Raw genomic sequence first — 24,459 nt, forward strand, 5'->3', positions numbered from 1 at the left:
AAGCCTTGTCTTAGGCTATGTACTTTCCGCTACTTGGACGTACTCGGGACTTTAACCCGTTAGATAATACCCATGCCGGGCGCACATAAAAAAAGCAACTCTTCATTTAAAAAGAGTTGCTTTTAATTTTAATTAACTACATTCTGGCCTAGTTCCTTGAACTATTTCATCAACAGTTTTAAATTGATATCCTTTTTCTTTTAATTGATTAATCATTGGTTCTAGTGCAATGACTGTTTCTGGTTTAGGATGCATTAAAATGAGAGCACCCGGCTCTAATTTTTTCATCACCCGACTAATCAGAACATCAGCACTTCCTCCCATCCAATCGATCGTATCTGCTGTCCACATAATTGAATACATTCCTTGATCATACGCAGCTTTTAACGTTCGATCATTAAACTCTCCAGCTGGAGGGGCAAAATAAATAATAGGTTCATTAATAATTGAACTTAAAACATCATTCGTCTTTTTAATTTCCTCAACGTATTGATCATAAGTAAATCCACCCCAACGTGAAGGATGCGAGTAAGAGTGGTTACCTATTAGATGACCATCATTATAAAGTTTTAACACTTGATTCTTATGATTTTCTGCATAACGACCTTCAAAGAAAAATGTTGCACGTACTCCCAAACGATCTAAAATCGTCATCATTTTATCCAACTCTTCTTCTCCCCAAGCCACATTAATGAGTAAAGAGACGTACTGACCTTCTTCATTTCCTTTATAGATAGGTCTTTCACGGAATTGTTCAGGATCTTGTTTATAATCAATTTTCTTACAAACAATGAGTGAAGGATCAAACTCTCCATTTAACAACATCTTATTATAAGACAACTCATAATCAACTTCAGCACCTACTAGACCAGGAACAAAATCCCAAACACTATCTATTCTCGGTTCAACAGCTTCAAATCGATGAGTTTCCATATACTCAACTAGCTTCAAATGAATTTCATCATTCATATTTGAAACTGAATAGGCTTTATGATAAAAATTAACACCGATTAACAGTGTGACATAAGCAACAATCCCTAAGACTGCTCCTATCTTTTGCTTCACAGCTTTCACCTCTAGTCATACGATTTAATCTTTAACAGTGTGCCACGATTACTATCAGTTTATTCATTTTTTACTCAAATTTATCATTTGACTTTAATGTTTTATGACATAAATCTAATAAATTGTAAAAAAATGCTATTTTAAGCTAGAGGAGTCATGACCAAAGATTGAATACCTTATCTATCATTTATTAAAAAACTAAATCATCCTCTCTTCAAATATTATTATTAAAATGCCCCTATGGATCAGTAGCAGTCCCTGTCTAACAGGAGAGCACAACCTTCATAATCCTCCTTATCCTATTAACATCAACTCTTTTGAATCTATCTATTTTATGATACAAAAATTTCTTAAAATAAATCCAAAATAAAAACTCGCCATTGACGAGTTTTTATTATTCTGCTTGTTGCTCCGCTTGTTCTTTCATCGCTTCTTTGCGTGATAAATTCACACGTCCACGATCATCAATTTCCGTTACTTTAACGTGAATTTGATCTCCAACATTCACAACATCTTCTGTTTTAGCTACACGTTCTTCTGCTAATTGAGAAATATGCACTAATCCATCTTGTCCAGGGAAGATTTCAACAAAGGCACCGAATTTTTCAATACGAACAACTTTACCTAAATAAATCTTACCAACTTCGACCTCACGAACGATATCCTCAATCATCGCAACCGCTTGATTAATATTTTCTGTGTTATCATGTAAGATATAAACTGTTCCATCTTGTTCAATATCAATTTTAACCCCTGTTTTATCAATGATTTCATTGATTTGTTTTCCACCAGGTCCAATCACATCACGGATTTTATCCACTTTAATTGTCATCACTTTAATTTTTGGAGCGTAAGCTGATAAATCCTCACGAGTTTCAGCAATTGTTCCTAACATATGATTTAAGATTTGCATACGTCCAACTTTAGCTTGTTGAAGGGCCTCTTCTAAAATCTCACGGCTTAACCCTTCAATTTTGATATCCATTTGTAAAGCAGTAACCCCTTGCGCTGTTCCCGCTACTTTGAAGTCCATATCTCCTAAATGATCTTCCATCCCTTGGATATCAGTTAAAACCGTATAATTTTCACCTTTTTTAACAAGCCCCATGGCAATCCCTGCAACTGGTGCTTTAATTGGAACTCCAGCCGCCATTAATGCCATCGTAGATGCACAAATTGAAGCTTGAGACGTTGAACCATTTGATTCTAAAACCTCAGATACTAAACGCACTGTATATGGGAATTCTTTTTCAGATGGCATTACTTGTTTTAACGCACGCTCTCCTAAAGCCCCATGACCAACTTCACGACGACCTGGTGCTCCATAACGTCCCGTTTCTCCAACTGAGAATGGAGGGAAGTTATAGTGGTGCATGAAGCGTTTTGTTTCTTCAACTTCAAGTCCATCTAACATTTGGTGCTCATTTAAAGCTCCTAATGTACAAATTGATAAGGCTTGTGTTTGTCCACGTGTGAATAACGCTGATCCATGTGTACGAGGTAATAAATCGACACGAGATGATAATGGACGAATCTCATCAATTTTACGACCATCCGGACGTACTTTTTCATCTGTGATTAAACGGCGTACTTCTTCTTTAACGATTTTATTTAAAACTTCTTTAACTTGTTTTAATTCTTTTTCAGTGACCTCTTCTGCCTCAAACACTTCTAACACACGTTTATTTACCGCATCAATCGCTTCTTGACGTGCATGTTTTTCAACTACTTGAATAGCGGCTAACATATCTGCTTCTGCCATTTCACGTACACGCGCATTAATGTCTGCATCGATTTCATATAAGTTTAATTCCATTTTTTCCTTTCCAATTTCAGCAACAATTTGCTCTTGGAAGGCAATAATTTGTTTGATAGCATCATGACCGAACATGATAGCTTCTAACATCACTTCTTCTGGAACTTCTTTTGCTCCAGCTTCAACCATGTTGACTGCATCTTTTGTTCCAGCTACTGTTAAATCGATATCTGAATTTTCTAATTGCTCAACCGTTGGGTTTAGCACGAATTCTCCATTGACACGACCTACAATGACCCCAGCAATTGGTCCTTCAAACGGAATATCTGAAATAGATAAAGATAATGATGATCCAATCATCGCTGATACTTCTGGTGAGTTATTATGATCCACACTCATGACATAGTTGATGACTTGTACATCATTACGGAATCCATCAGGGAATAATGGACGAATAGGACGGTCAATTAAACGACCTGCTAAAATCGCATGTTCACTTGGACGCCCCTCACGTTTAATAAATCCACCAGGTACTTTACCTACGGCATAAAGACGTTCTTCATATCCAATTGTTAATGGGAAAAAATCTATATCTTTAGGTTCTTTTGAAGCAACACATGTTGATAAAACAACTGTATCACCATAACGTACTAAAACCGAAGCATTCGCTTGCTTTGCTAACTCACCAATCTCAAAAGTTAATGGACGGCCAGCTAACTCAAACGAATAAACGTGTTTATCTGACATATATATTACTCCTTCATTTTCTACATTTATATTTATTCTTTTCTATCATACCATAAGCAAATAATTTAAAGAAATAATTTTTTTCATATTCATACCTAATTTGGCAACTTCACTAAAATTTTGCTTAAAAATAACCTTTTTCTTTATTTTATCACCTGACATCCTTATTATAAGCACTCTCAACAAGAATTATCAGCCTTCATCTGAAAGAGCAATAAAAAAAAGAACCTTCAAATGAAGGTTCTTTTTAATTAGCGACGTAATCCTAAACGCTCGATTAATGAAGCATAACGGTTGATATCTTTGTTACGTAAGTAAGTTAATAAGTTACGACGTTTACCAACCATGCGTAATAATCCACGGCGTGAATGATGGTCATGTTTGTGTTGTTTTAAGTGATCGTTTAAACGATTGATTTCAGCAGTTAAAACTGCAACTTGTACTTCTGGAGAACCTGTATCTCCTTCGTGTACTGCATAAGCTTTGATGATTTCTTGTTTTTCTACTTTAGAAATAGCCATTACTATTACCTCCTATAATTCTGATAAATACGCCTCAATCCAAGCCAATCGCTGGAGGAGCTAAAAGCATAGAATAAGGACATGTTTAATTGTATCATACTTTTTAATTAATTCAAGTTTAATTTAAAATAACTTCTGACATATTGATGATCAGCCTCTAATTGCTTCATCAGTTCTGCAATGGAACCAAAACGCTTTTCCTCTCGTAAATACTCACAAAAATCAAGCGTCATCTCTTTGCCATAAATATCCTCACTAAAATCTAGAATATACGTTTCAATTGAAACTTGATCATTAAAGTTAAACGTTGGATTATGACCAATATTACACATTCCCACATAACGTTGTCCTTCAATTTCAACCTCAACTGCATAAACACCTTTTTTAGGAATCACATAGTCTTCACTTAACTGAAGATTAGCCGTTGGAAAACCAATTTGACGCCCTCGTTGTTGACCGCTCACAACCATTCCGTGGATACGATACGGTCGACCCAGCATTTGTGTCACTTTTTTAATATTTCCATCTGCTAAATAACGCTTAATTTCAGTGGCTCCTATTTTCTCTTGTTCTAATTCATATTTAGGGGTGATATTTAAGCTAAATCGATCTGAGTAACCTCCCAATAATTCCACCTCACCTTCCCCCATTCGTCCGAATCGGAAATCAAATCCTGTTGAGACATGTGCTACCCCATACTGAATGAGATAACGTTCAACGAAATCAATCGCTCTCATATTTGCTAACGTTTCATTAAATGGTAAAATAATCAATTCATCCACACCTAATTCAGTTAAGCGGCTTACTTTTTCTTGATAAGGTGTTAATAAACGTTCGCTGTCTAATTTCTTTAAAAAGATATTCGGACTAGGAGAAAAGGTCATCACGGCACTTCGCATTTGATGAGCCTTCGCATAATCTACTACTTCTTTAATCACCGCTTGATGCCCAAGATGTAGCCCATCAAAGTAACCTAAGGCGACAGCAATCGGTTGATCCAATTTTTTACTTAAATTTAAATGTATAACTTCCATCTCAATCACTTCCTAAAAGAAGCCCCTCATTGATCGATAGACATCATTAGTTGGGTGCTTTTCATATACTGCTAAACATTGTCCACTTTGACTATAAAGTGCCACTGGAGACACTGTGACATGATTAACTTGTTTCGGATATAATTGTACGCCATTTCGTACTAGTTTTTCAACCCAAGAATCGACCACAACCGATGGGAAATCTGCCATTGCCTGTTCTAATGTCAACAAAGTTAATGTATTCGATTCAGCCTTTTCTTTGAAAGCCTCTAAACTTAAGCAATCAGAAATATTAAAAACACCTGAAGCAATACGCCTTAAATGAGACATATGTGCTGGATATCCAAGCTTTTCTCCAATCGTTACAGCTACGGTGCGAACGAATAATCCCTTACTTCCTTTGACACGGAAACTAAATTTAACTAATCCATCTTCACTTTGATGAACGTTGCCTAATAGTTCTAATTCATAAATCGTGACCTCACGACGTGGACGCTCAACTTCAAGTCCAGCACGTGCGTATTCGTATAGCTTTTTACCATTAACCTTAACTGCTGAATACATCGGTGGGACTTGAATACTACTTCCGAGCATACTTTTTAAAGCTGCTTCCACTTCTTCCTTCGTTATCGTACGGTCGACTCGTTTTTCTTCAACTAATTCACCATCAGCATCTTCAGTGGTCGTTGAAAAACCGATTGTAACTTCACCTAAATATTCTTTTTCATTTGCTGTTAAAAACTGCGAAATCTTCGTGGCACGTCCGACACAAATCGGTAAAACACCTGTTACACTTGGATCAAGCGTTCCGGTATGCCCAACCTTTTTCGTTTTCAACACTTTACGGACAATATTGACACAATCATGCGATGTCATTCCTGCCGGCTTATCTAGTAACAATACCCCGTCCATAATTCACCTCATCACTTTCTTTTAAATCGATAATAAAAATTGTTCAAACACATCATTTGCCATGAGCAAACCTTGACGCGTTAAACGAATTTGATTTCCAACGCGCTCTAAATCATGAGCTTGAATTAATTTTTCCAACGCTTCTTGATAAATTGCTTCTACGTTCACACTATATTTTTTTGAAATCTGTTCTAGATTAATTCCTTCCATGAGGCGTAAACCTAAAAACATTTCTTCTTCAATTTTTTCTTCTTTCGATAAGACACTTGACTCAATCACAGGTAATTCTTGTTTTTTCAATGACTCAATATATGTATTAATAGAGCGTGTATTTTGATAGCGGGTCCCCTCTACATAACCATGCGCACCGAGTCCCGTCCCAATATACTCTTCATTTTTCCAATACCATTGATTATGAAGACTTGGAATTGATTTTGCAAAATTACTAATTTCATAGTGATGGTAGCCATGTTGAGCCAACATCTCTATAACGATTTCATACATGTTTGCTTCAATTTCATTATCTGTTAATTTTAACTGATCTTTCATATAAGCTAAATACAACTGCGTATGCTCCTCAACAATTAAAGAATACGCTGAAATATGTTCCACATCAAGAGCAATTGCCTTCTTTAAATCTTCTTTTAACTGTTCAATGGTCTGTCCAGGAATGGCATAAATCAAATCTAAATTAATATTATACATTCCATGAGCCTTTAATGTCGCAACCGCTTGTTCTACATGTTGACTCCCATGTTGGCGGCCAATTCGTTTCAGCAGTGTTTCATGAAAGGTTTGAACGCCCAAACTGAAGCGGGAAATTTGTTGTGAAAGTAAGTATTCCACCTTTTCTTCCGTTAAGTTCTCTGGATTGGCTTCAATACTAAATTCGACGATTTGTTCCATTTTAATCGCTTCATGTAAATAGTCAAATAACGGCTGAATTTGCTCGACGCTTAAAGCTGTGGGCGTTCCTCCTCCGATATAAATCGATTGAAGCTCGTCAAATCCGACCTGTTGCTCATAATACTTTAGCTCTTGTAGGAGTGCTTGAATGTATTCCTCATGACGTTGTCCCTTCGTGATTAACTTAGGAAAATCACAATACGTACAAATATGATCACAAAATGGAATATGTATATATAATCCTTTCGCCATATGACACCTCTATAGACGTTCAATGACATTTAAATTTAAGCGTTTCGCCATGTCACGGGCCATTTGCATATACTCATCATTTAGATAAGCCGGATTATGACAATCTGAATTAACAATCACTTTTACGGTTGGGAATTCATTCGCAATAATTGACCAGAATTTTTCAGATGGATACGGATAACGAACCCCATCTTGATACGTTTGCTTCCCACGCCTTAATCCATTAGCGTTCACTTCTAAAATGACATCATTATCTAATGCCGCTTGTGCAATTTGGCGTGTGGCTGCTTCACAAGCCTCATCCCAACGTGGATAAAGAGTCATAAAAACGTCAGGATGTGCTAAAATTGCAAATAACTTTGTTGCCAGTGCCTCTTCAATACACGATGCATACACGTTTAATTGTTCAGGTTTTGTGAAATGGAAGGCATCTTTGAATTTACCATCAATTTCAATATAGTGTTGCGCTAAAATTAAATAATCGGTTTGTTGTTTTAATTCCGTCATATAATCATGAAGGTGTGGAAAATATTCACACTCTAAGGCTTTTAAAACTTTAATTTGTGGATATTTTTTCTGAGCTTGTTCAATATCTTTAAAATATGTTGCTAACTCAGAGTAATCCATACGACGTGTTCCCATCTGAGGGAAATTTTGATGTGGCGTGTGACAACTCATTCCAATTTCAGCGTAATTATGCTTAACTGCTTCTTTAACATAAGCCTCAACATCACCTTTGGCATGTTTACAACGATCATGATGCGTATGATAATTCGTTAATAACATATTTCTCACCTCTTTATTATGATTCTTTTTTAGTTTATCTTAAACATTCCAAACAATAAATGAACTTGCTTAGTTTTTACTCCCTATTAATAGAAAAAGAGAGGTCTTTGCCCTCTCTTAATCTTCGTCCATTGATAATACAGCCATGAATGCCTCTTGTGGAACCTCAACTGATCCAACAGACTTCATACGTTTCTTACCTTCTTTTTGTTTTTCAAGTAATTTACGTTTACGTGAAATGTCTCCTCCGTAACATTTAGCTAAGACGTTTTTACGTAAGGCCTTAATCGTTGAACGGGCGATGATTTTCCCACCAATCGCAGCTTGAATTGGAACCTCGAACTGTTGTCTTGGGATAATTTCTTTTAACTTTTCAGTGATCACTTTACCACGTGAATAGGCAAAATCTTTATGAACAATTAAACTTAACGCATCGACAATTTCACCATTTAATAAGATATCCATCTTCACAAGTTTTGATGGCTTGTATCCAATTAACTCATAATCAAATGATGCATATCCTTTTGTTGATGATTTTAATTGGTCAAAGAAGTCATAAACGATTTCTCCAAGTGGAATTTCATAGTTAACATGAACACGTGTTTCATCTAAATATTGCATATCGATGAAGACACCACGTTTTTTCTGACATAATTCCATGATAGCTCCAACATAATCATTTGGTGTCATGATTGATGCCTTAACATAAGGTTCTTCAATTGATTTGATGGTCTGTGGTTCAGGCATTTGTGATGGGTTATCGACAATTAACTGCGTTCCGTCTGTTAAGTAAACATGATAGATTACCGACGGTGCTGTTGCGATTAAGTCAATGTTAAACTCACGTTCAATACGTTCTTGAATAACATCCATGTGTAATAATCCTAAGAATCCAGTACGGAATCCGAATCCTAAGGCTTGTGATGTTTCAGGCTCGAATTGTAATGATGAGTCATTTAAAACTAATTTTTCTAATGCATCACGTAAATCGTTATAACGAGCAGCATCAATCGGATATAATCCACAGAAAACCATTGGGTTTAATTTACGGTACCCTGGTAATGGTTCTTCCGCTGGATTATCTACTGATGTAATCGTATCCCCCACGCGAACCGTCTTCACATCTTTAATTGACGCTGTCACGAATCCTACATCACCAACACTTAAATAGTCGACTACTTTTTCATGTGGTGTGTGAACTCCAACTTCAACGACTTCGTATTCAGCACCTGTTGCCATCATACGAATGATTTGACCTTTTTTCATCGTTCCATTTACCACACGGATTGAAGCAATAATTCCACGATATTGATCATAAACTGAGTCGAAAATTAAGGCCTGAAGTGGTGCATCAGGATCTCCTGTTGGTGCTGGGACTTTTTCAACAACTTGTTCTAAAATTTCTTCAATTCCGATTCCCGCTTTAGCAGAAGCTAACACAGCATCATCAGCTGGTAATCCGATGATATCTTCTACTTCTTGCTTCACACGATCTGGATCGGCACTTGGTAAATCAATTTTATTGACTAAAGGTAAAATTTCTAAATCATTATCTAAGGCTAAATAAACATTCGCTAAGGTTTGGGCTTCAATTCCCTGTGCCGCATCGACCACTAATACGGCTCCTTCACAAGCAGCTAGTGAACGTGATACCTCATACGTAAAATCGACGTGTCCTGGGGTATCAATTAAATGTAAAATATACTCATTTCCATCTTTAGCTTTATATGTCAACTGCACGGCATTTAACTTAATCGTAATTCCGCGCTCACGCTCAAGTTCCATTGAGTCTAACAGCTGATTTTTCATCTCACGTTTTTCCAACGCATTCGTTCGCTCTAAGATACGATCCGAAAGTGTTGTTTTCCCATGATCGATGTGGGCTATAATTGAAAAGTTGCGAATTCGTTTTTGTCGCTCTTTGATTTGTTCGCTATTAATCGCACTCACAAAGCTCACTCCATTTCGGTAAAATAATATCCACTCTATTTTACTTTAAATTTACTTATCTCACAAGAAAAATTTGTGGAATCTCTTGTTTTTATCATGATTTAGCCATTTTTATGACCTCTTTATTTTGGAGATAAGAAGCCATACAAAAAGACTATTGCCCCAAATACTCACTCGGTCAATAGTCTTATGTTATCCCATTTTTTATATTAAATGAAATTCAACTCTTATTCACTGATTAGTTGATCAAAAAATCTAACCACTGTACGCAAAACCTCACGCACAATGGTTTTTAATACATCTGCGATGTCTTGTCCTAATTTAGAGATATTATTGTGACTAACCCCACTCACTTTGTTTAATGCGGATGTCGTAGGTGAAGGTTGACTTGAAGTTTGAGTAATGGGTTTACTACTGTTCATTTGGCTGGTTTGCACGGTCTGACTATAGGGAATAAACGTATTTTCTTCATCTTTTAAACTCGCTTCGTATTGCTCAATTTGTTCATTTAAAAATGTTGAGGCTTGCGCTGTCGATTGAATTTTCAAGTCTTCAACGTGAAGACTATACGACATCCCTAGCATAAAACAAGAAATGGCTATGATGATTAGCCCCCCTTTTTTCATAAGCACTCCCCCATCATTCATGCGCTTTAATATACGTTGTTAAAACATCTGCCACTGCCTGGGCTGAATTAGTGACCTCTTCATAGGTGTTATAGTCACCTCCCACCTCAATTAAAATCATCGTCGTGGCAAAATCTTGATTATAAACCCCATTATAGCCAACCCCGCCATTTTCACGAATCCCTCGCGATAATCCAGGATATTTTTCGCTCAATAAGGCTTCTAACTCTTGAATAATTTTTTGATTTTCTTGATATCGCTCATTATCAGTTCCTAACACAAACATCACTTTGGCATACGGTTTCCCATCAATCGTTGTCACAGATTTCTCATAACTAATCGAATCCCGATGAAAGTCAATAAAATAGCGTAAGGTCTCATGTTGACTCGCCGTATCCTCTAAATACATTCGTGATGCCTTATAAGATAATGAATAATGCCACTTATTTTTACTCACAACCTCTGCCGCTGAACGAGATTCAACTAATGTATTTATATTTTGACTTTGTAACTGCTCAGCTACCATGTAAGATAAATCAACCACACTAACTGTCCGACCTAACTGCTCATTCACAGCTCCACCTTCATATAGTTCACCGTCATGAGAATTAAAGATATAAACCAACGGATCGGTTGTGATTACTTCTTGCATCGGTTCGACATCTAACTCCTCACTAACATATGTATATTTATAATCTTGTGGTGGCGTTGCTGCTGTTGCACTTTGACTCGGTGCCTTCATATTAATAAAAGCAAACCCATCATTGATAAAGGAGCAAAGTTGATTCAAGTCCAGTGAAGTCATGATTTCTGCAAAGTATTTTTGTAAATTCATCACCACATCCACAATATCTCCCGCGGTTGAAAAATCAAAAATACTTGATAAAATTGTTTCTTGTTTCACATGTTTATCGTAAGCTTCTTTTTGATTAACATATAGCAACTGAAAAAACTGCGTGAAGCAAAGTGTGAGAACAAATCCCAGTATGATGATATAGGGTGTTAATTTATTCAGCTTTTTCTTCCATTTTTTTCTCCTTAAACGTTGTTTTCGATTCAATCTCCCCCGCCCCCTGACTGTTGTATTTCATCGAAAGATGCTTACCTTTCGCGTAACATTTACCTCTTTAAAACATATACGTTATTATACAAAATCAGTGGTGTTAATTATTGTTGTTTTATGGTCAAGAATTAGCTAAATTGTACATTTGGATGTAAGGCTCGATTGAGACCATTGGAAATTAATGTCGCTAAATCCTCCATTTCTGTATCGATTTCTTTTGGGGTCACGATTAGATTATAACCATTTGGTGTTAAGACCTCAGAAATCAATTGGCGCTTCTCTTCTTCTTCTAAGTTTCCGACTTGCCCCATAAATTGCTCACGAAGTTCTGGAGACGGTAAATCTTCATCGGTATATATTTGACGTGCACTTGAAAATGGCACGAGTTTTTTATAAGAGCGCGACTCCTCTTTTAACGATTTCCCAATATGTTTAAGAAGAAAATCGATCGTATCACTCGTAATCGAAACCGCATCGACAACAGTTGGAACCCCGATTGCAAAAACAGGGATACCTAGCGATTCCTCATCAACTGCCTTACGTTTATTTCCGACCCCGCTACCTGGTGCAATTCCTGTATCAGTCATTTGAATCATTTTATTGACACGAGTAATCGAACGCGAAGCTAAAGCATCCACAACGACTAAGAAATCTGGCTTCACTTTTTTGACCAGTGATTCAATCACATCATATGTTTCGATTCCAGTCATCCCCATCACACCTGGTGCTAATGCACTGACTTCACGATAACTTCGATCCACTTCATTTGGACGAAGCTCATATAAATGACGCGTCACAATGACTTCATCAACGACCATTGGTCCTAATGCATCAGGCGTCACATGATCATTTCCGAGTCCAATCACTAAACAAGTATCTGTTTCTTTAATGTCTCGATGTTTTAATAGCTTCGATAATTGCTCTGCAAAGACTTCCATCGCCACCGTTAACTGATCATGTTCATGAGTAATGATAGAAGACGTATCGAGTGTCATATAACGACCTGCCTTTTTTCCCACACGTTCAACTGCTTCAGGTGCTACATCAATGCAAGTCACTTTTAATCCTTTAATATTATCTTCTTCGTATTTCACCCCTTCTTGAGACGCCTCATTCACTTGCCCGACCATTTGTTCAACGGCTTCTAACGCTAAATCTGAACGACATTGCCACTTTTTCATTTCCTGTTCATTCATAATAATCACCTCAAAAATAGTGTGAGCTAGTTTTAGTTATTTCATGAAAATTTATTCAAAATTTATTCTCAAATTAAAAAAAGACAATTTAAGCTCGTCTTTTATTCTTGTTGTATCACTTGTTTTCTTTTTAACACGCCAGGGTCCCACTCAATCATTAAGACAGCTAAGACACTGAAAATTCCACCGATACAAAGCTTGACTGTCACAGGATCGCCTAAAATAAGAACAGATAAAATGGCTCCAAATAATGATTCAAATGATAAAATCAATCCTACTTTTGCTTCAGATGTGTGACGTTGCGCGATCGATTGAATCAAGAAAGCAAACAGCGTACTCAATAACCCTAAATACAAAACGGCGATTCCACTACGAAATGAGACCTCGACCCAGGGCATCCTCAATGACCAAATGAACGATAAAACAGCAACAGTTACCATCTGTATTGTATTAAAACAATACAGATTACAACGCGGACTAAATAAGCCGGTGATCACAATTTGAACAGCAAAACCAATTGCACAAATTAAGGTCAAAATATCCCCTATGTTCATGGAAAAATCTTTTTCAAGAGATAAAAAACTAACGCCTAACACCATGAGTAAAATCCCAGTCCATTGTGTAACTGTTAAACGACGTTTAAAAAAGATAACTCCAAGTAGCGGGACAAGTAAGACATAAGTAGATGTAATAAAGGCATTTTTTGAAGCTGTCGTATACTGCATGCCAATTGTTTGAAACGAAAAGCCAATGAATAAAAAGATTCCGGCTAAGACTCCCCCTATCACGTCAATTTTTTTAATAGATTTTAACACTTTAAAGAAAATCATCACCATTCCTACGGCTGCAACGATAAATCTCAAAGCAGTTAACTGTGCTGGCCCCATCCCACTCTCTATCGCTAATCCAACAGCGGGAAAGCCGCCTCCCCAAATGATGGCGACGACTAACAATAATCCATCTGCTATTTTTGAATTCATTGATTTCTCCCCCTTTAATTGCCTCTCTTATTCATTTATGCACGTCTAAATAAAAAAAGGACGTTCTCAACATAAGAATGTCCTTTTTTAATAGGATTTAATTATTTGATTGCTTTTAAAACGTCACATAAGAAATCATAGACACGTTCAGTTGATGGAATCGATAATGATTCTTTTGGTGTATGTGCTCCTGTGATATCTGGTCCGATTGAAATCATATCAATTTTTCCAAGTTTTTGAGATAAGAATCCACATTCAAGTCCTGCATGAATTGCCGAAACTTCTAATTCTTTTCCAAACATTTCTTGATAAACGTCTTTCATAATCTCACGAACTTTTGATTCCGTTTCAAATTCCCATTCTGGATAGTCCGCAATTAACTCCATCGTTGCCCCTGTTAAATTAGCAATGGCTTGAATACGATGGTTAATTTCACGTTTTAAAGAACTTACTGAGCTTCGGATGGCACTATTGAATTCAATTTCGTTTTCATCCATCTCAACAACTCCAATATTACTTGAACTTTCAACTAATCCTGGAATGTTAGCACTCATCGTTTGTGGTCCATAAGGGATTAACTGTAAGATATACATTAAATTTTGAGCTGTTTCTTTTGTAAAGACTTTTGTTACCGTGTCTTTTTTCGTTGTAACCACTGAGATTCCTGGATCGGCTGTTTCAAACTCAGCACGAACCATGATTTCAAAGTCTTTCACTTTTGATTCCAATGCCTCTGACTGTTCTTGTGCAAGCGTGATATTTAAGATGGCACGCTTAGAAATGGCATTCATTTTTTCTCCACCAGCAATTGATGAAACTGACACATTTAAATCTTGAATGTAGTGTAATAAACGTCCCATTAATTTATTCGCATTGGCACGGCATTTATTAATTTCAATTCCAGAGTGTCCACCTTTTAATCCACTGATCACAATTTCATAAGAAGTTAGTCCCGCTGCATCCACTTCTGTCCAATCGATTGGTAATTTTAATGAGTTACGCACACCACCGGCACATGAAGCTAAAGCCACACCCTCTTCTTCTGAGTCGATGTTAATTAAAATGTCACCTGGAACATTAGCAGGATCTAAGGCCATTACACCATCCATCCCTGTTTCTTCTTCAGTTGTGACTAATACCGTTAAGGCAGGATGCTCTAACGTCTCATCCGCTAAAATAGCTAAAGACATGGCTACTGCGATTCCGTTATCGGCTCCTAATGTTGTTCCCTTTGTACGTAACCAATCACCATCTACATAAATAGGTAATGCATCTGTTTCAAAGTTAAAATCTAATTCGTCATCTTTCACACAAACCATGTCCATATGTCCTTGTAAAATGACACGTGGAGCGTCTTCATAGCCTGGCGTCGCTGGTTTTGTGATGATCACATTTTTACATGGTTCTTGAACATAGTCTAAATTATGTTCTTTTGCAAAGTTTACTAAATATTCACTAATCGCAGCCTCATTTCCTGATTCGCGTGGAATTTTTGTCATTTGTTCAAAATAATGAAAAACCGCTTGTGGTTTTAAGTTTCCTAAAATCTCTGACATAAATAAGCCTCCTTTTTTGTTTTTATTCTACCATATCTTTCGTAAAATGATAACAATTCTCTACATTTATACACAAGTTTTAGCAATTATATAATACTAAAAACCGGAGGCTAGTTCTCCAATCAGTAGCGTCCAGTTTTAGTTTAACTCATTTTTAATTGAATATAGCCTTACACACGATCATTTTTATCAGCATCTTTAACCGTATACTCACTTGAATCAAACACTGAACTTTTCGGTTGTTGTTTTTGCTGATGAGTAACCGTCGCTTGATCTGGAATAATAAAAATACAAGCTATATATAAAACAACACCAGCAAATCCAAATGAAAAAATAGTTACAACTACCCAAATTAAACGAATAATCGTAGCATCCATCTTAAAATAATCTGCAATTCCTTGGCAGACTCCTGAAATCATGGCTCCTTGACTTGCTCGGTATAAGCGTTTATTTGACATCAAAATCCATCCTTCCATAACACAATTACCGTTATTATAACGTAGTTAGAAAAGAGATGACAACTTTTTTCAGATATATTTTGAAATGTCATCATGAAAGAGTTGGTGATAAACGTCAAATATACTATAATAGTGCTATATCTTTCCGATAGATAGAAAATTACATAAAAATTGGAGGTTTTTAAATGAAGTATGATTTAAAGGCTTTACTAAAGTCTAGTGAAGCTTCTTTGACTCAAATCGTTGACATTCTGAATACAGCTCCATCCCTGATGCTTCAATCATTGGAATCATCAAATACAGCGATTATTATTGTAGATATGGTCAACGGATTCGTCAAAGAAGGCCCAATGTCTTCTCCACGCATTCAAACGATTATCCCTGCAATTCGTGAGTTAATGACGCAGGCAAAGGAAAAAAAGCTTCCGATGCTAGCCTTCGCAGATAGTCACAACGAATCCTCGATTGAATTTGCTGCTTATCCTCCTCACTGCTTAGTCGGAACAAGTGAAAGTGAAATCGTTGATGAACTTAAAGAAGTGGGGGGCTATGAATTAGTGCTTAAAGGTTCAACGAATGGATTTTTAGAACCAGCCTTTCATAACTGGTTAAAAGAACATCCAACGATTGAACAATTTATTGTCGTTGGCGATTGTACGGATATTTGCGTTGAACAATTCGTTTTAACCTTAAAAACCTACTTTACGACATTAAATCGTCCGAGCCGTATCATCGTTCCAATCAATAGTGTTGAGACGTACGACTTGGGCGTTCATGCGGGTGATTTTATGAATGTAATGGCATTATATAAAATGCACATGAATGGAATTGAAATTGTCCGTGAAATTACAAACTAGAAAGAGGCTTTAACTATGAACTTAAAATCAGTAAATTTAACGATGCTCGTAGACTTTTACGAATTAACAATGGCCCACGGCTATTTTGAAAATGGAATGGAAGATCAAATCGCTTATTTTGATATGTTCTTCCGTCGCGTTCCAGATGAAGGTGGATTTGCGATTATGGCCGGTCTTGAGCAGTTAATTGAATATTTAAAACACTTAGAATTTACAGATGAGGACATTGAATATCTTCGCAGTAAACAATTATTCTCTGAAGGATTCTTAACCTACTTAAAAAATTTCAAGTTCGCTTGCGATATTTATGCCATTCCTGAAGGAACACCTATTTTCCCAAATGAACCTATTCTAACGGTTCGTGGCCCAATCATCCAAGCACAATTCATCGAAACGATGATTTTATTGAGTATTAATCACCAATCTTTAATTGCTACCAAATCAAACCGTATCGTCCGCGCGGCTAATGGTCGTCCTGTATTAGAACTTGGGGCGCGCCGAGCACAAGGGGCAGACGGTGCTATTTTAGGTGCTCGTGCCGCTTATATTGGCGGATGTAAAGGAACAGCTTGTACAATCTCTGATCGTGACTTTAATGTCCCTGCACTTGGAACGATGGCTCACAGTTGGGTCCAAACGTTTGATTCAGAATATGAGGCGTTCAAAAAATATGCGGAACTTTACCCAGAAAACTGTACCTTATTAGTCGACACCTACAATACATTAAAATCAGGGGTTCCAAATGCGATTAAAGTATTTAAAGAAATCTTAATTCCAAAAGGATATAAACCAGGAGCCATTCGTATCGATAGTGGAGATGCGGCTTATTTATCAAAAAAAGCCCGTAAATTATTGGATGAAGCGGGATTACATGAAACAAAGATTGTGATTTCAAACTCATTAGATGAGTATATTATCAAAGATTTACTCATTCAAAATGCACCGATTGATTCATTTGGAGTTGGAGAGCGTCTGATTACCTCAAAAACAGAACCTGTATTCGGTGGCGTTTATAAAATTGTAGCTGTTGAAAAAGAAGGACAAATGATTCCAAAAATCAAAATTAGTAACAATATCGAAAAAATTACAAATCCTGGTTCAAAACAAGTGTATCGTCTATATGATCGTGATACAAAGAAAGCCATTGCTGACGTCATCACTCTAGCTCATGAAAAAATTGATGATACGAAACCATATACCATTTTTGACCCAGAACATACATGGAAACGTAAAGAAATCACAAACTTCATTGCTCGTCCATTATTAGCCCCAATCTTCTTAAATGGACAATTTGTTTATACCTCTCCTACTTTAGAAGAAATCGTGACTTATTCTAAAGAACAAATTGAGATGTTATGGGAAGAAGTCTTACGTTTTGAAAAACCTCATCGCTATTATGTTGACTTATCAAAAGAATTATGGACCTTAAAAACAGAGCTTCTAGAAAAATATTCTAAATAATGCTGATTTTACATATAAAAACAAATCATTCTTCTACATGAGTTTAATGGAATTTTTACCATTTGATTAAATATTGTAATTTCTTCTTGCATTTTAGACCTTGGTCTGATAGAATGATTTTGTTGTATTTTCAATGGAGGTGAACGGAATGCCAAATATTAAATCACAAGTTAAACGTGTGAAAACAAACGAAAAACGTCGTCAATTCAATGCTTCTTACAAAGCATCTATGCGTACAGCTATCAAAAACGTTGAAGTTGCTATCGAAAACAAAAACGTTGAAGCTGCAAAAGAAGCTTACAATACAGCTAACAAAAAATTAGACAAAGCTGTTGCAAAAGGAATTTGCCACAAAAACTTCGCAGCTCGTCAAAAATCACGTTTAAGCAAAAAAATCAACGGTTTAGGATAATCAAATACCGACAATTCGTCGGTGTTTTTCATCCCTTAAACATGATAAAAAAGGATCTTATTTGTCTGACAAGTAAGGTCCTTTTTTATTGCGTTTATTTTAAAACCTCATTAGACCAAACGTGTGGGATTCGTTATTTAGCCACTTGAACTAGATAAAATCTTTAAAAACGAGATTTAATAATCGTCGGGATCCAGCGATTGGTTACCGAAAAATTGTCTAACAGAGCTATTTAAAAAATGAGCCAAGTCCCCTATCGACCTGGCTCATTTTTTATTCTTAATTAATTGGCGTTAATTGAACTAAAACATCTGGATCAGTTGTAAATTCTGTTTTTACCATCATAATAATTTCGTTTGTTTGTTCTAATGTCGGTTCTGATTGAGATTCAGATAATTGTAAATGAACTTGAACAGTCTCCTCGTTTACTCGAACTAAAACATCTGAATATCCTTTTGCTTTAATCATTGATTCAAGAATACTTTCATGTTGTGCATCTTTATTAATTTTTTCTAAATTATCTTTTGCTTCACTTTTCTCTTCAGCATCAGCATCTTTGCTTGCAATAATAGCTGTTAAATCAGCTTGTAATTGGCTTTTAGCTTTAGCTGCCTCAGTTCTTTGCACTTGAATGGCACTAACCTCAGATGATGTTCCCGCTGTCTCTGTCTCATCATCTCCAGACTCTTGGTTTGAAACTAACTCACTTCCACTTTGAGCGTCTGTTGGATTAATCTCTAAATTTGCTTGTGGTAAAGTTGATGTTGATCCCACTTTATTTGTTGTTGAATCGTTGCTATCTCCAATACTAATATAAAATACAGTTAATAATACGAAAACTACAAATAATGCGGCTGTTACATATGAATTTTTGTTCATTTTAATTTCCCCCTAGTTCAGATGCATTTAATAATGAAATTTGATGAATTGGAACATCAAGCAACAAACTGATGGCATGCGTCACATCATAAGGTGCTTTAATCGTCCCTCGATAGACGATCACAACGCCATTTGAAACAGTATCTGTTTGACTTGAAACAAAGAGTGTCGTTGAAGAATCAGCAACCGATTTATATGAGATATTTATACTATCGACTGTTACTCCTTCTATTGAATCAAATAAAGCTGTGATCTGTTCTTTGTGTCTTGCCTCGACAGATGGTGCCGAAGATAAATGATTCCCAGACAGAGAGCTAAAATCATCTTTTAACAAGAATGACACCACTACGATGGCTCCAATCAACAGGATGATTCTAAATGGCCCTAGATCAGTCATTACCTTACGAATTGTTAAGCTTATTGACCCTGACTTTTCTGTCGGTTTCTTTTCCACATCTTCTACCCCCTATCTCACCTCATGTTAGATTCTAATTTAGTTGCCTCTTTTCATCGACCTCCCCTCTTAAAAACGACATCCTCCCGATTAAGACCTAATTTATTGAGTACACACGTTTTTGCCTCCTCCTCAGTCTCAACCATTTCTAGCGTTAGCACTTCACTGAAATCAAATCCCACGATTTGAACTTGGCATCCACCTTCAGCTTGACGAACTAATGTTTCAATCTCAGCCATCGTTACTTTCGATAAATCAATTTCAACTAGCCCTTGGTAATACTGAATGGATTGATCAAATTCCTCTTCATTGATAAATGAAATCGAATCAATGAATGAACTAACTTCATTATTCATTATACTAATCACCGGCTTTAAAATGATAACTATGATAAAAAAGTGAAGATAAAATGTAATTATTTTCTTATAGGAAGCCGGAATAACCAATAAATTGACAATAGCTATCAAAAAAAACATAGCGATTATTTGCTTTGCGTATTCATATAGCATATCTTTTCCCATCTCCTCAAAACTTGTCACCTAGAATTAGTTGGTTAATAACATCATATTTGAACTATATAGAATAATGAAGAATGTAAAGATAAACATGACGCCAATAATAATCATAATGACGAGCAAATTCATCATCCCTGTATTAAAGACATCTAAAATTTTAATATAATCTTTACTAATAATCGGTTGAATCACCGCTCCTAATAAACGAAATAAAATTAGGCTAACACCCACCTTTATCACTGGGAATGCCACAACGATGACTAAAGTAATCACACTAAGTAGCCCAACACTATTTCTTAAAATGGATAACGTTGAAACAACTGAGACAACCGTATCTGTAAAACGCGTTCCGATCACAGGGATATGATTCATTAAGTTTTGTGTCGTTCGAAAAAACAATCCGTCCGCAAAGCTAAGTGTTATATTCTGAATGGACATTAATGTTAAAAAAAAGGCAAAATAGCCACCTAATGTCCAAATCGCAATTTTATTAATAAATTCAATTAAACGACCGTACAAGTCTTCAATATTAATCTGATTAATAAAGCCAAAAATCGTCCCAACGACTGTTAAAGGCATACTAATCGCGTTAATAAAGAAATAAGAAGCATTAATTAAAAAGACAACCGCAGGTTTAAATAACGCCTGATTCCAAAGAGCACCTGTAAGCGTAATCAACGATAATAAAATTGGAAAAATCGCGACGACGATATTCATATACCTCGTTAAAATATCCAATACATAATCATGATAAAAAATAAATAACTGAAAGAGCTGAACCATCAAAACTAGTTTTAAAACGGTATTCGTGATTTTCTCATACTTCGTTGAAAACGAGGATTGAATATTTTGAAACAATGCGATAATCAACAAAAAAATTAAAATACTTTTAAATTGAGAAAAACCCGTGGATAATTCATGCATCGCATAATCACCTAGCGATTGAAAAAATCCAACAATATTAAAATTCTCAACATTTAACAGATTGGATTTATCTAAGTAGTCCGCATTGATGAGCCAATCATATTGACTGTAAATCTCAGCCCAGATATTTTCAAAAGATGATAGATCCACACTTGCTCCATCCATTGCTCCCCCTCCTAGTACATAAATTAGTTAGACGACTGATAAGATAAGTTCAAAGAGTGTAATAATCATAGGTAAACTATATCCAATTAAATACAACTTAACGATGTACTCAAACATCTTTCCGACATTTCCTAAACTTGCTTCGGTTAATAAAAAGCTAACGAATTCTGCATAATACACAATCCCAATTAATCGAATAATAATGGTCACATACTGCTGCTCTACATTAAAATTCAAAAAGACGTTAGTAATTTCCCCAATCATACTTGATAAGAGTTGTAAGGCCATCATAAAAAAATACGTCAGCAAAACTAAACTAAAGCATTTGGCGTATTTTGAATTGACTTCATTTAATAATAAATAAATAATGGCACATGCAATTACGAGTGTAAGTATTTTGACAATATCAATGATGGCCCCCTCCTTTATAGCATAAAAATCGTTCGTAAACTCGTCATTAGAACTTCAATAAGTTGGACAATAAAGACTAACATATAAACATACCCAGCTAGCATGACTAACTCACTTATTTCCTTTCCAACATCAAACTTTTTAAAAAACAACGCAATAAATCCAAGGATAAATGCAACTCCCGCAAACCTTAGTAATCCCGTTATATCAACTATCGGCATGTTTCTTCCACCTCATCCTTTCATTAAAATTTGCTAATTAACCTTATGTCCTCTTAAAGAAAAAAATGATACTTTCAGACCATTCTTACCGCTCCTCCTCTATCATCTACTAAATACACGTCATATTCCTGCTTAAAACGCCTTAAAACAAATCACCTATTGTTTTCACTGTCGGAAAAACACCTTCCTATCCGTACCTTTAAACCACCTATTTCTTGACTTATTTTAGAAAACCTGAGTTGTCAATTTAAATCAGACAATTATTTATCACAAACTAAGCAATTGGAAGGAGTGAGTCTAATCCAGTTGCTTTTTTCATGATTTCTTCTGGTGTGTAATAGTTTAAAGATTTTCGGGGTACGCGATTATATTTCATCGCAATTTCATTTAATTTCTTTTGTGAATGGACGGATAAATCCGTGGATTTCGGTAGGTCTTGTCTAACGATACTATTTGAATTCTCATTCAATCCTCGTTGTCCTGGTGCTCCTGGATCACTAAAGTAAATCTCAAGAGGTATCTTGCTTTCTTGTTCAATTTCTTTCCATCTAGAAAACTCTTTTCCTCGATCAAAGGTGATTGTTTTGATGCCGATTTGAACTTGTTCATTTAGCCAATTCAATGTCGCATCTTTGACATCCTGACTCTTACGACTTGCTTTTAATAGTACGATATATTTACTTTTCTTTTCAACGGAGCTTTTTGGCATCAATGCTTCCATTTTTCACAAGCTTATACAATGTTTTAGTTGAGACTCTTTCTGAATGACCCATCAGCTTATCACGCCCCGCAATAGCATCTAATGACCATCCTTGACCTAATAACTCATGAATCTCTTGTACTTTCTGCTGAGATAAAGTGATTTCTTTTCTTCCGCAACGCTTTTTATTTTGCTTGTAAGTGGAATAGATTTCTTCAACAGTGNNGAATTAAGTGTACCATCTATGTCTTTTTTATTACCATTAAATATGATTATCAGTTGTCTGACTTAATTATATAATTCAGGAAATAAAAAAAGACTTAAAAAGCAGCAGCCTTTTAAGTCTTTCAAAATCATTCAATTATAAACGATTACCCACGAGAAACATAACGTCCATCGTTAGTGTTGATGATTAATTTATCTCCAACTTCAACGAATAATGGAACTTGTAAAGAGTATCCAGTTGAAACTGTTGCACTCTTAGTTGCATTTGAAGCTGTGTTTCCTTTCACACCTGGTTCACATTCAACAACTTCTAAAGTTACTTTTTCAGGTACTTCAACCCCTAAAATTTCGCTGTTGAATGTATTGATTTTAACTTCCATACCTTCAACTAAGAAGTTTTTCTCATAATCTAATTGTGCAACTGGGATTTCTAATTGCTCATATGTTTCATTGTTCATGAATACATATTCTTCACCCATTGAGTATAAGAATTGCATTGTTGATTTTTCAATGTGAGCACGTTTAACTTTTTCACCTGCATTGAATGTATTATCAATAACAGCTCCAGTACGTAAGTTACGTAATTTAGAACGTACGAACGCTTGCCCTTTACCTGGTTTAACGTGTTGGAATTCGATAACTTGGAATAAGTTTCCTTCGTAATCGATTGTCATTCCTGTTTTAAAATCATTTGTAGAAATCATAAAAATCCTCCTTGCACACTATACAAACTACTCCTAGTAGTATGATAATCATTTCCGTATTTAATTATAACGATTAATGATTAAATTGTCCATGCAAACCCGCCCTTTTTTGCCTAATAAAACCTCTTTTTTTAGCCTTTTCCTAATCTCTTAGTATTTTATCCCTGATTGTTTTAAAAACTCCCACGATATCCCTATAAAAGTGCTTTATTTTTATCTTAAAATTCTGTAAAATATTATTATAATTAAGAAAAAGGAGGTTCTAATGATGGATTGGAGATTATTAATCATTGCGATTATTTTAGGGATCATTTTAGGACTATTTATTATGATGCGCCGTGAATCAAAAAAGGCTGTCGTGAATTTATCAGAAAAAGAATTCGTTGAGAATATGCGTAAAGGACAATTAGTAGACCTCCGCAAAAAAGAGGAATTTGATCAAGGACATATCAACGGGGCTCGTAACATTCCATTTGTAATGTTAACACGTAACCCAGGTAAATTACGTCGTGACTTACCAATTTACTTATATTGTGAAAAAGGTAAGGTATGTAAACGTGCCGCATTAGTTCTTTACGGAAAAGGATATGAAAACATCTATCAACTTGAAGGTGGATTAACAAATTGGACTGGACCATTAAAGAAAACAGTTAAAAAATAAAACAAAAAGATTATTAAATTCTAGAATTTAATAATCTTTTTTTGGTTCTATAATATTTGGTG

26 protein-coding genes are annotated in these 24,459 nt (G+C 35.7%); 4 read left to right on the plus strand and 22 right to left on the minus strand.

Features of this window, described 5'->3' with window-relative positions; genetic code table 11:
- Nucleotides 1–132 precede the first annotated feature (132 nt).
- From NEH75_RS12520 to NEH75_RS12585, 14 genes are all read right to left on the minus strand, one after another.
- Nucleotides 133–1,065 carry a polysaccharide deacetylase family protein gene (locus NEH75_RS12520; protein WP_055244906.1) on the minus strand — a complete coding sequence of 311 codons (933 nt, stop codon included), beginning with the start codon at nt 1,063–1,065 and terminating at the stop codon, nt 133–135.
- Between the two features lie 394 nt (nt 1,066–1,459).
- Complete coding sequence (gene pnp / locus NEH75_RS12525) at nt 1,460–3,568, minus strand: polyribonucleotide nucleotidyltransferase (protein ID WP_055304687.1); 2,109 nt, start codon at nt 3,566–3,568, stop codon at nt 1,460–1,462.
- A 251-nt stretch (nt 3,569–3,819) separates the two neighbouring features.
- Complete coding sequence (rpsO, locus tag NEH75_RS12530) at nt 3,820–4,089, minus strand: 30S ribosomal protein S15 (protein WP_055244410.1); 270 nt, start codon at nt 4,087–4,089, stop codon at nt 3,820–3,822.
- 107 nt (nt 4,090–4,196) lie between these two features.
- Complete coding sequence (locus NEH75_RS12535) at nt 4,197–5,123, minus strand: bifunctional riboflavin kinase/FAD synthetase (RefSeq protein WP_055244408.1); 927 nt, start codon at nt 5,121–5,123, stop codon at nt 4,197–4,199.
- Between the two features lie 12 nt (nt 5,124–5,135).
- Nucleotides 5,136–6,035 (minus strand): tRNA pseudouridine(55) synthase TruB, encoded by a 900-nt coding sequence (truB, locus tag NEH75_RS12540; protein WP_262948961.1) that lies wholly within the window; start codon nt 6,033–6,035, stop codon nt 5,136–5,138.
- Between the two features lie 21 nt (nt 6,036–6,056).
- On the minus strand, nt 6,057–7,193 hold the full coding sequence (gene hemW, locus NEH75_RS12545) for a radical SAM family heme chaperone HemW (RefSeq protein WP_212724443.1): 1,137 nt from the start codon (nt 7,191–7,193) through the stop codon (nt 6,057–6,059).
- Nucleotides 7,194–7,202: 9 nt separating this feature from the next.
- On the minus strand, nt 7,203–7,979 hold the full coding sequence (locus tag NEH75_RS12550) for a histidinol-phosphatase (protein ID WP_068758787.1): 777 nt from the start codon (nt 7,977–7,979) through the stop codon (nt 7,203–7,205).
- Nucleotides 7,980–8,096: 117 nt separating this feature from the next.
- Nucleotides 8,097–9,929, minus strand: a complete 1,833-nt coding sequence (gene lepA / locus NEH75_RS12555; protein ID WP_269465079.1) for a translation elongation factor 4 — start codon at nt 9,927–9,929, stop codon at nt 8,097–8,099.
- Nucleotides 9,930–10,156: 227 nt separating this feature from the next.
- A complete protein-coding gene (locus tag NEH75_RS12560) occupies nt 10,157–10,555 on the minus strand; it encodes a hypothetical protein (protein WP_055276554.1) in 399 nt (132 codons plus the stop codon).
- A gap of 13 nt (nt 10,556–10,568) precedes the next feature.
- Nucleotides 10,569–11,615 (minus strand): stage II sporulation protein P, encoded by a 1,047-nt coding sequence (gene spoIIP, locus NEH75_RS12565; protein ID WP_055276556.1) that lies wholly within the window; start codon nt 11,613–11,615, stop codon nt 10,569–10,571.
- Nucleotides 11,616–11,746: 131 nt separating this feature from the next.
- Entirely contained in the window at nt 11,747–12,814 is a 1,068-nt protein-coding gene (gpr, locus tag NEH75_RS12570; protein ID WP_055304683.1) for a GPR endopeptidase, read from the minus strand.
- Nucleotides 12,815–12,915: 101 nt separating this feature from the next.
- Nucleotides 12,916–13,794 (minus strand): DMT family transporter, encoded by an 879-nt coding sequence (locus NEH75_RS12575; RefSeq protein WP_262948963.1) that lies wholly within the window; start codon nt 13,792–13,794, stop codon nt 12,916–12,918.
- A 101-nt stretch (nt 13,795–13,895) separates the two neighbouring features.
- Entirely contained in the window at nt 13,896–15,350 is a 1,455-nt protein-coding gene (locus tag NEH75_RS12580) for an aminoacyl-histidine dipeptidase (protein WP_262948964.1), read from the minus strand.
- Between the two features lie 170 nt (nt 15,351–15,520).
- Nucleotides 15,521–15,808 carry a PspC domain-containing protein gene (locus NEH75_RS12585; protein WP_055244393.1) on the minus strand — a complete coding sequence of 96 codons (288 nt, stop codon included), beginning with the start codon at nt 15,806–15,808 and terminating at the stop codon, nt 15,521–15,523.
- A gap of 185 nt (nt 15,809–15,993) precedes the next feature.
- Between NEH75_RS12585 and NEH75_RS12590 the strand changes: the two genes are divergently transcribed.
- The 3 genes from NEH75_RS12590 (at nt 15,994) to rpsT (ending at nt 18,538) form a co-directional block, all read left to right on the plus strand.
- The gene (locus tag NEH75_RS12590) at nt 15,994–16,665 is read left to right on the plus strand and encodes a cysteine hydrolase family protein (RefSeq protein ID WP_055304677.1); all 672 of its coding nucleotides are present in this window, start codon (nt 15,994–15,996) and stop codon (nt 16,663–16,665) included.
- 15 nt (nt 16,666–16,680) lie between these two features.
- Complete coding sequence (locus NEH75_RS12595) at nt 16,681–18,126, plus strand: nicotinate phosphoribosyltransferase (RefSeq protein WP_262948966.1); 1,446 nt, start codon at nt 16,681–16,683, stop codon at nt 18,124–18,126.
- A 148-nt stretch (nt 18,127–18,274) separates the two neighbouring features.
- A complete protein-coding gene (rpsT, locus tag NEH75_RS12600) occupies nt 18,275–18,538 on the plus strand; it encodes a 30S ribosomal protein S20 (RefSeq protein ID WP_055244388.1) in 264 nt (87 codons plus the stop codon).
- A gap of 279 nt (nt 18,539–18,817) precedes the next feature.
- Here rpsT and NEH75_RS12605 read toward each other — a convergent pair whose 3' ends face one another.
- The 8 genes from NEH75_RS12605 to efp all read right to left on the minus strand — a co-directional run bounded on the left by NEH75_RS12605 (nt 18,818) and on the right by efp (nt 23,736).
- Complete coding sequence (locus tag NEH75_RS12605; protein ID WP_055244387.1) at nt 18,818–19,417, minus strand: SpoIIIAH-like family protein; 600 nt, start codon at nt 19,415–19,417, stop codon at nt 18,818–18,820.
- A gap of 1 nt (nt 19,418) precedes the next feature.
- Entirely contained in the window at nt 19,419–19,871 is a 453-nt protein-coding gene (locus NEH75_RS12610; RefSeq protein ID WP_055244385.1) for a hypothetical protein, read from the minus strand.
- 53 nt (nt 19,872–19,924) lie between these two features.
- Nucleotides 19,925–20,392, minus strand: a complete 468-nt coding sequence (locus tag NEH75_RS12615; protein WP_156343951.1) for a stage III sporulation protein AF — start codon at nt 20,390–20,392, stop codon at nt 19,925–19,927.
- A 24-nt stretch (nt 20,393–20,416) separates the two neighbouring features.
- Nucleotides 20,417–21,475, minus strand: coding sequence for a stage III sporulation protein AE (locus NEH75_RS12620; protein WP_262948970.1), 1,059 nt, complete (start codon nt 21,473–21,475; stop codon nt 20,417–20,419).
- A gap of 27 nt (nt 21,476–21,502) precedes the next feature.
- Entirely contained in the window at nt 21,503–21,766 is a 264-nt protein-coding gene (locus NEH75_RS12625) for a stage III sporulation protein AD (RefSeq protein WP_237252606.1), read from the minus strand.
- A gap of 134 nt (nt 21,767–21,900) precedes the next feature.
- A complete protein-coding gene (locus tag NEH75_RS12630) occupies nt 21,901–22,107 on the minus strand; it encodes a SpoIIIAC/SpoIIIAD family protein (protein WP_055244381.1) in 207 nt (68 codons plus the stop codon).
- A gap of 274 nt (nt 22,108–22,381) precedes the next feature.
- Nucleotides 22,382–22,816 carry an IS30 family transposase gene (locus tag NEH75_RS12635; RefSeq protein ID WP_262948972.1) on the minus strand — a complete coding sequence of 145 codons (435 nt, stop codon included), beginning with the start codon at nt 22,814–22,816 and terminating at the stop codon, nt 22,382–22,384.
- A gap of 362 nt (nt 22,817–23,178) precedes the next feature.
- Entirely contained in the window at nt 23,179–23,736 is a 558-nt protein-coding gene (gene efp, locus NEH75_RS12640; RefSeq protein WP_055244815.1) for an elongation factor P, read from the minus strand.
- Nucleotides 23,737–24,004: 268 nt separating this feature from the next.
- Here efp and NEH75_RS12645 point away from each other — a divergent pair, with 268 nt between their 5' ends.
- Nucleotides 24,005–24,397 (plus strand): rhodanese-like domain-containing protein, encoded by a 393-nt coding sequence (locus tag NEH75_RS12645; protein WP_055276578.1) that lies wholly within the window; start codon nt 24,005–24,007, stop codon nt 24,395–24,397.
- The last annotated feature ends 62 nt before the right edge of the window (nt 24,398–24,459 follow it).

Source organism: Turicibacter sp. T129 (assembly GCF_025594975.1).
In the GTDB taxonomy this organism is placed as follows: Bacteria; Bacillota_I; Bacilli_A; order MOL361; family Turicibacteraceae; genus Turicibacter; species Turicibacter bilis.

What these genes read in the sequence shown, in the direction of transcription:
- NEH75_RS12635 (WP_262948972.1), bottom strand. Translation starts at nt 22,816, where the DNA reads ATGCCAAAAAGCTCCGTTGAAAAGAAAAGTAAATATATCGTACTATTA.
- NEH75_RS12550 (WP_068758787.1), bottom strand. Translation starts at nt 7,979, where the DNA reads ATGTTATTAACGAATTATCATACGCATCATGATCGTTGTAAACATGCC.
- truB (WP_262948961.1), bottom strand. Translation starts at nt 6,035, where the DNA reads ATGGACGGGGTATTGTTACTAGATAAGCCGGCAGGAATGACATCGCAT.
- NEH75_RS12645 (WP_055276578.1), top strand. Translation starts at nt 24,005, where the DNA reads ATGGATTGGAGATTATTAATCATTGCGATTATTTTAGGGATCATTTTA.
- hemW (WP_212724443.1), bottom strand. Translation starts at nt 7,193, where the DNA reads ATGGCGAAAGGATTATATATACATATTCCATTTTGTGATCATATTTGT.
- NEH75_RS12580 (WP_262948964.1), bottom strand. Translation starts at nt 15,350, where the DNA reads ATGTCAGAGATTTTAGGAAACTTAAAACCACAAGCGGTTTTTCATTAT.
- NEH75_RS12620 (WP_262948970.1), bottom strand. Translation starts at nt 21,475, where the DNA reads ATGGATGGAGCAAGTGTGGATCTATCATCTTTTGAAAATATCTGGGCT.
- NEH75_RS12585 (WP_055244393.1), bottom strand. Translation starts at nt 15,808, where the DNA reads ATGTCAAATAAACGCTTATACCGAGCAAGTCAAGGAGCCATGATTTCA.
- pnp (WP_055304687.1), bottom strand. Translation starts at nt 3,568, where the DNA reads ATGTCAGATAAACACGTTTATTCGTTTGAGTTAGCTGGCCGTCCATTA.
- NEH75_RS12560 (WP_055276554.1), bottom strand. Translation starts at nt 10,555, where the DNA reads ATGAAAAAAGGGGGGCTAATCATCATAGCCATTTCTTGTTTTATGCTA.
- NEH75_RS12595 (WP_262948966.1), top strand. Translation starts at nt 16,681, where the DNA reads ATGAACTTAAAATCAGTAAATTTAACGATGCTCGTAGACTTTTACGAA.
- NEH75_RS12535 (WP_055244408.1), bottom strand. Translation starts at nt 5,123, where the DNA reads ATGGAAGTTATACATTTAAATTTAAGTAAAAAATTGGATCAACCGATT.
- NEH75_RS12575 (WP_262948963.1), bottom strand. Translation starts at nt 13,794, where the DNA reads ATGAATTCAAAAATAGCAGATGGATTATTGTTAGTCGTCGCCATCATT.
- NEH75_RS12605 (WP_055244387.1), bottom strand. Translation starts at nt 19,417, where the DNA reads ATGAACAAAAATTCATATGTAACAGCCGCATTATTTGTAGTTTTCGTA.
- rpsO (WP_055244410.1), bottom strand. Translation starts at nt 4,089, where the DNA reads ATGGCTATTTCTAAAGTAGAAAAACAAGAAATCATCAAAGCTTATGCA.
- NEH75_RS12630 (WP_055244381.1), bottom strand. Translation starts at nt 22,107, where the DNA reads ATGCCGATAGTTGATATAACGGGATTACTAAGGTTTGCGGGAGTTGCA.
- efp (WP_055244815.1), bottom strand. Translation starts at nt 23,736, where the DNA reads ATGATTTCTACAAATGATTTTAAAACAGGAATGACAATCGATTACGAA.
- gpr (WP_055304683.1), bottom strand. Translation starts at nt 12,814, where the DNA reads ATGAATGAACAGGAAATGAAAAAGTGGCAATGTCGTTCAGATTTAGCG.
- NEH75_RS12625 (WP_237252606.1), bottom strand. Translation starts at nt 21,766, where the DNA reads ATGATGGCCTTACAACTCTTATCAAGTATGATTGGGGAAATTACTAAC.
- NEH75_RS12590 (WP_055304677.1), top strand. Translation starts at nt 15,994, where the DNA reads ATGAAGTATGATTTAAAGGCTTTACTAAAGTCTAGTGAAGCTTCTTTG.
- rpsT (WP_055244388.1), top strand. Translation starts at nt 18,275, where the DNA reads ATGCCAAATATTAAATCACAAGTTAAACGTGTGAAAACAAACGAAAAA.
- NEH75_RS12615 (WP_156343951.1), bottom strand. Translation starts at nt 20,392, where the DNA reads ATGGGAAAAGATATGCTATATGAATACGCAAAGCAAATAATCGCTATG.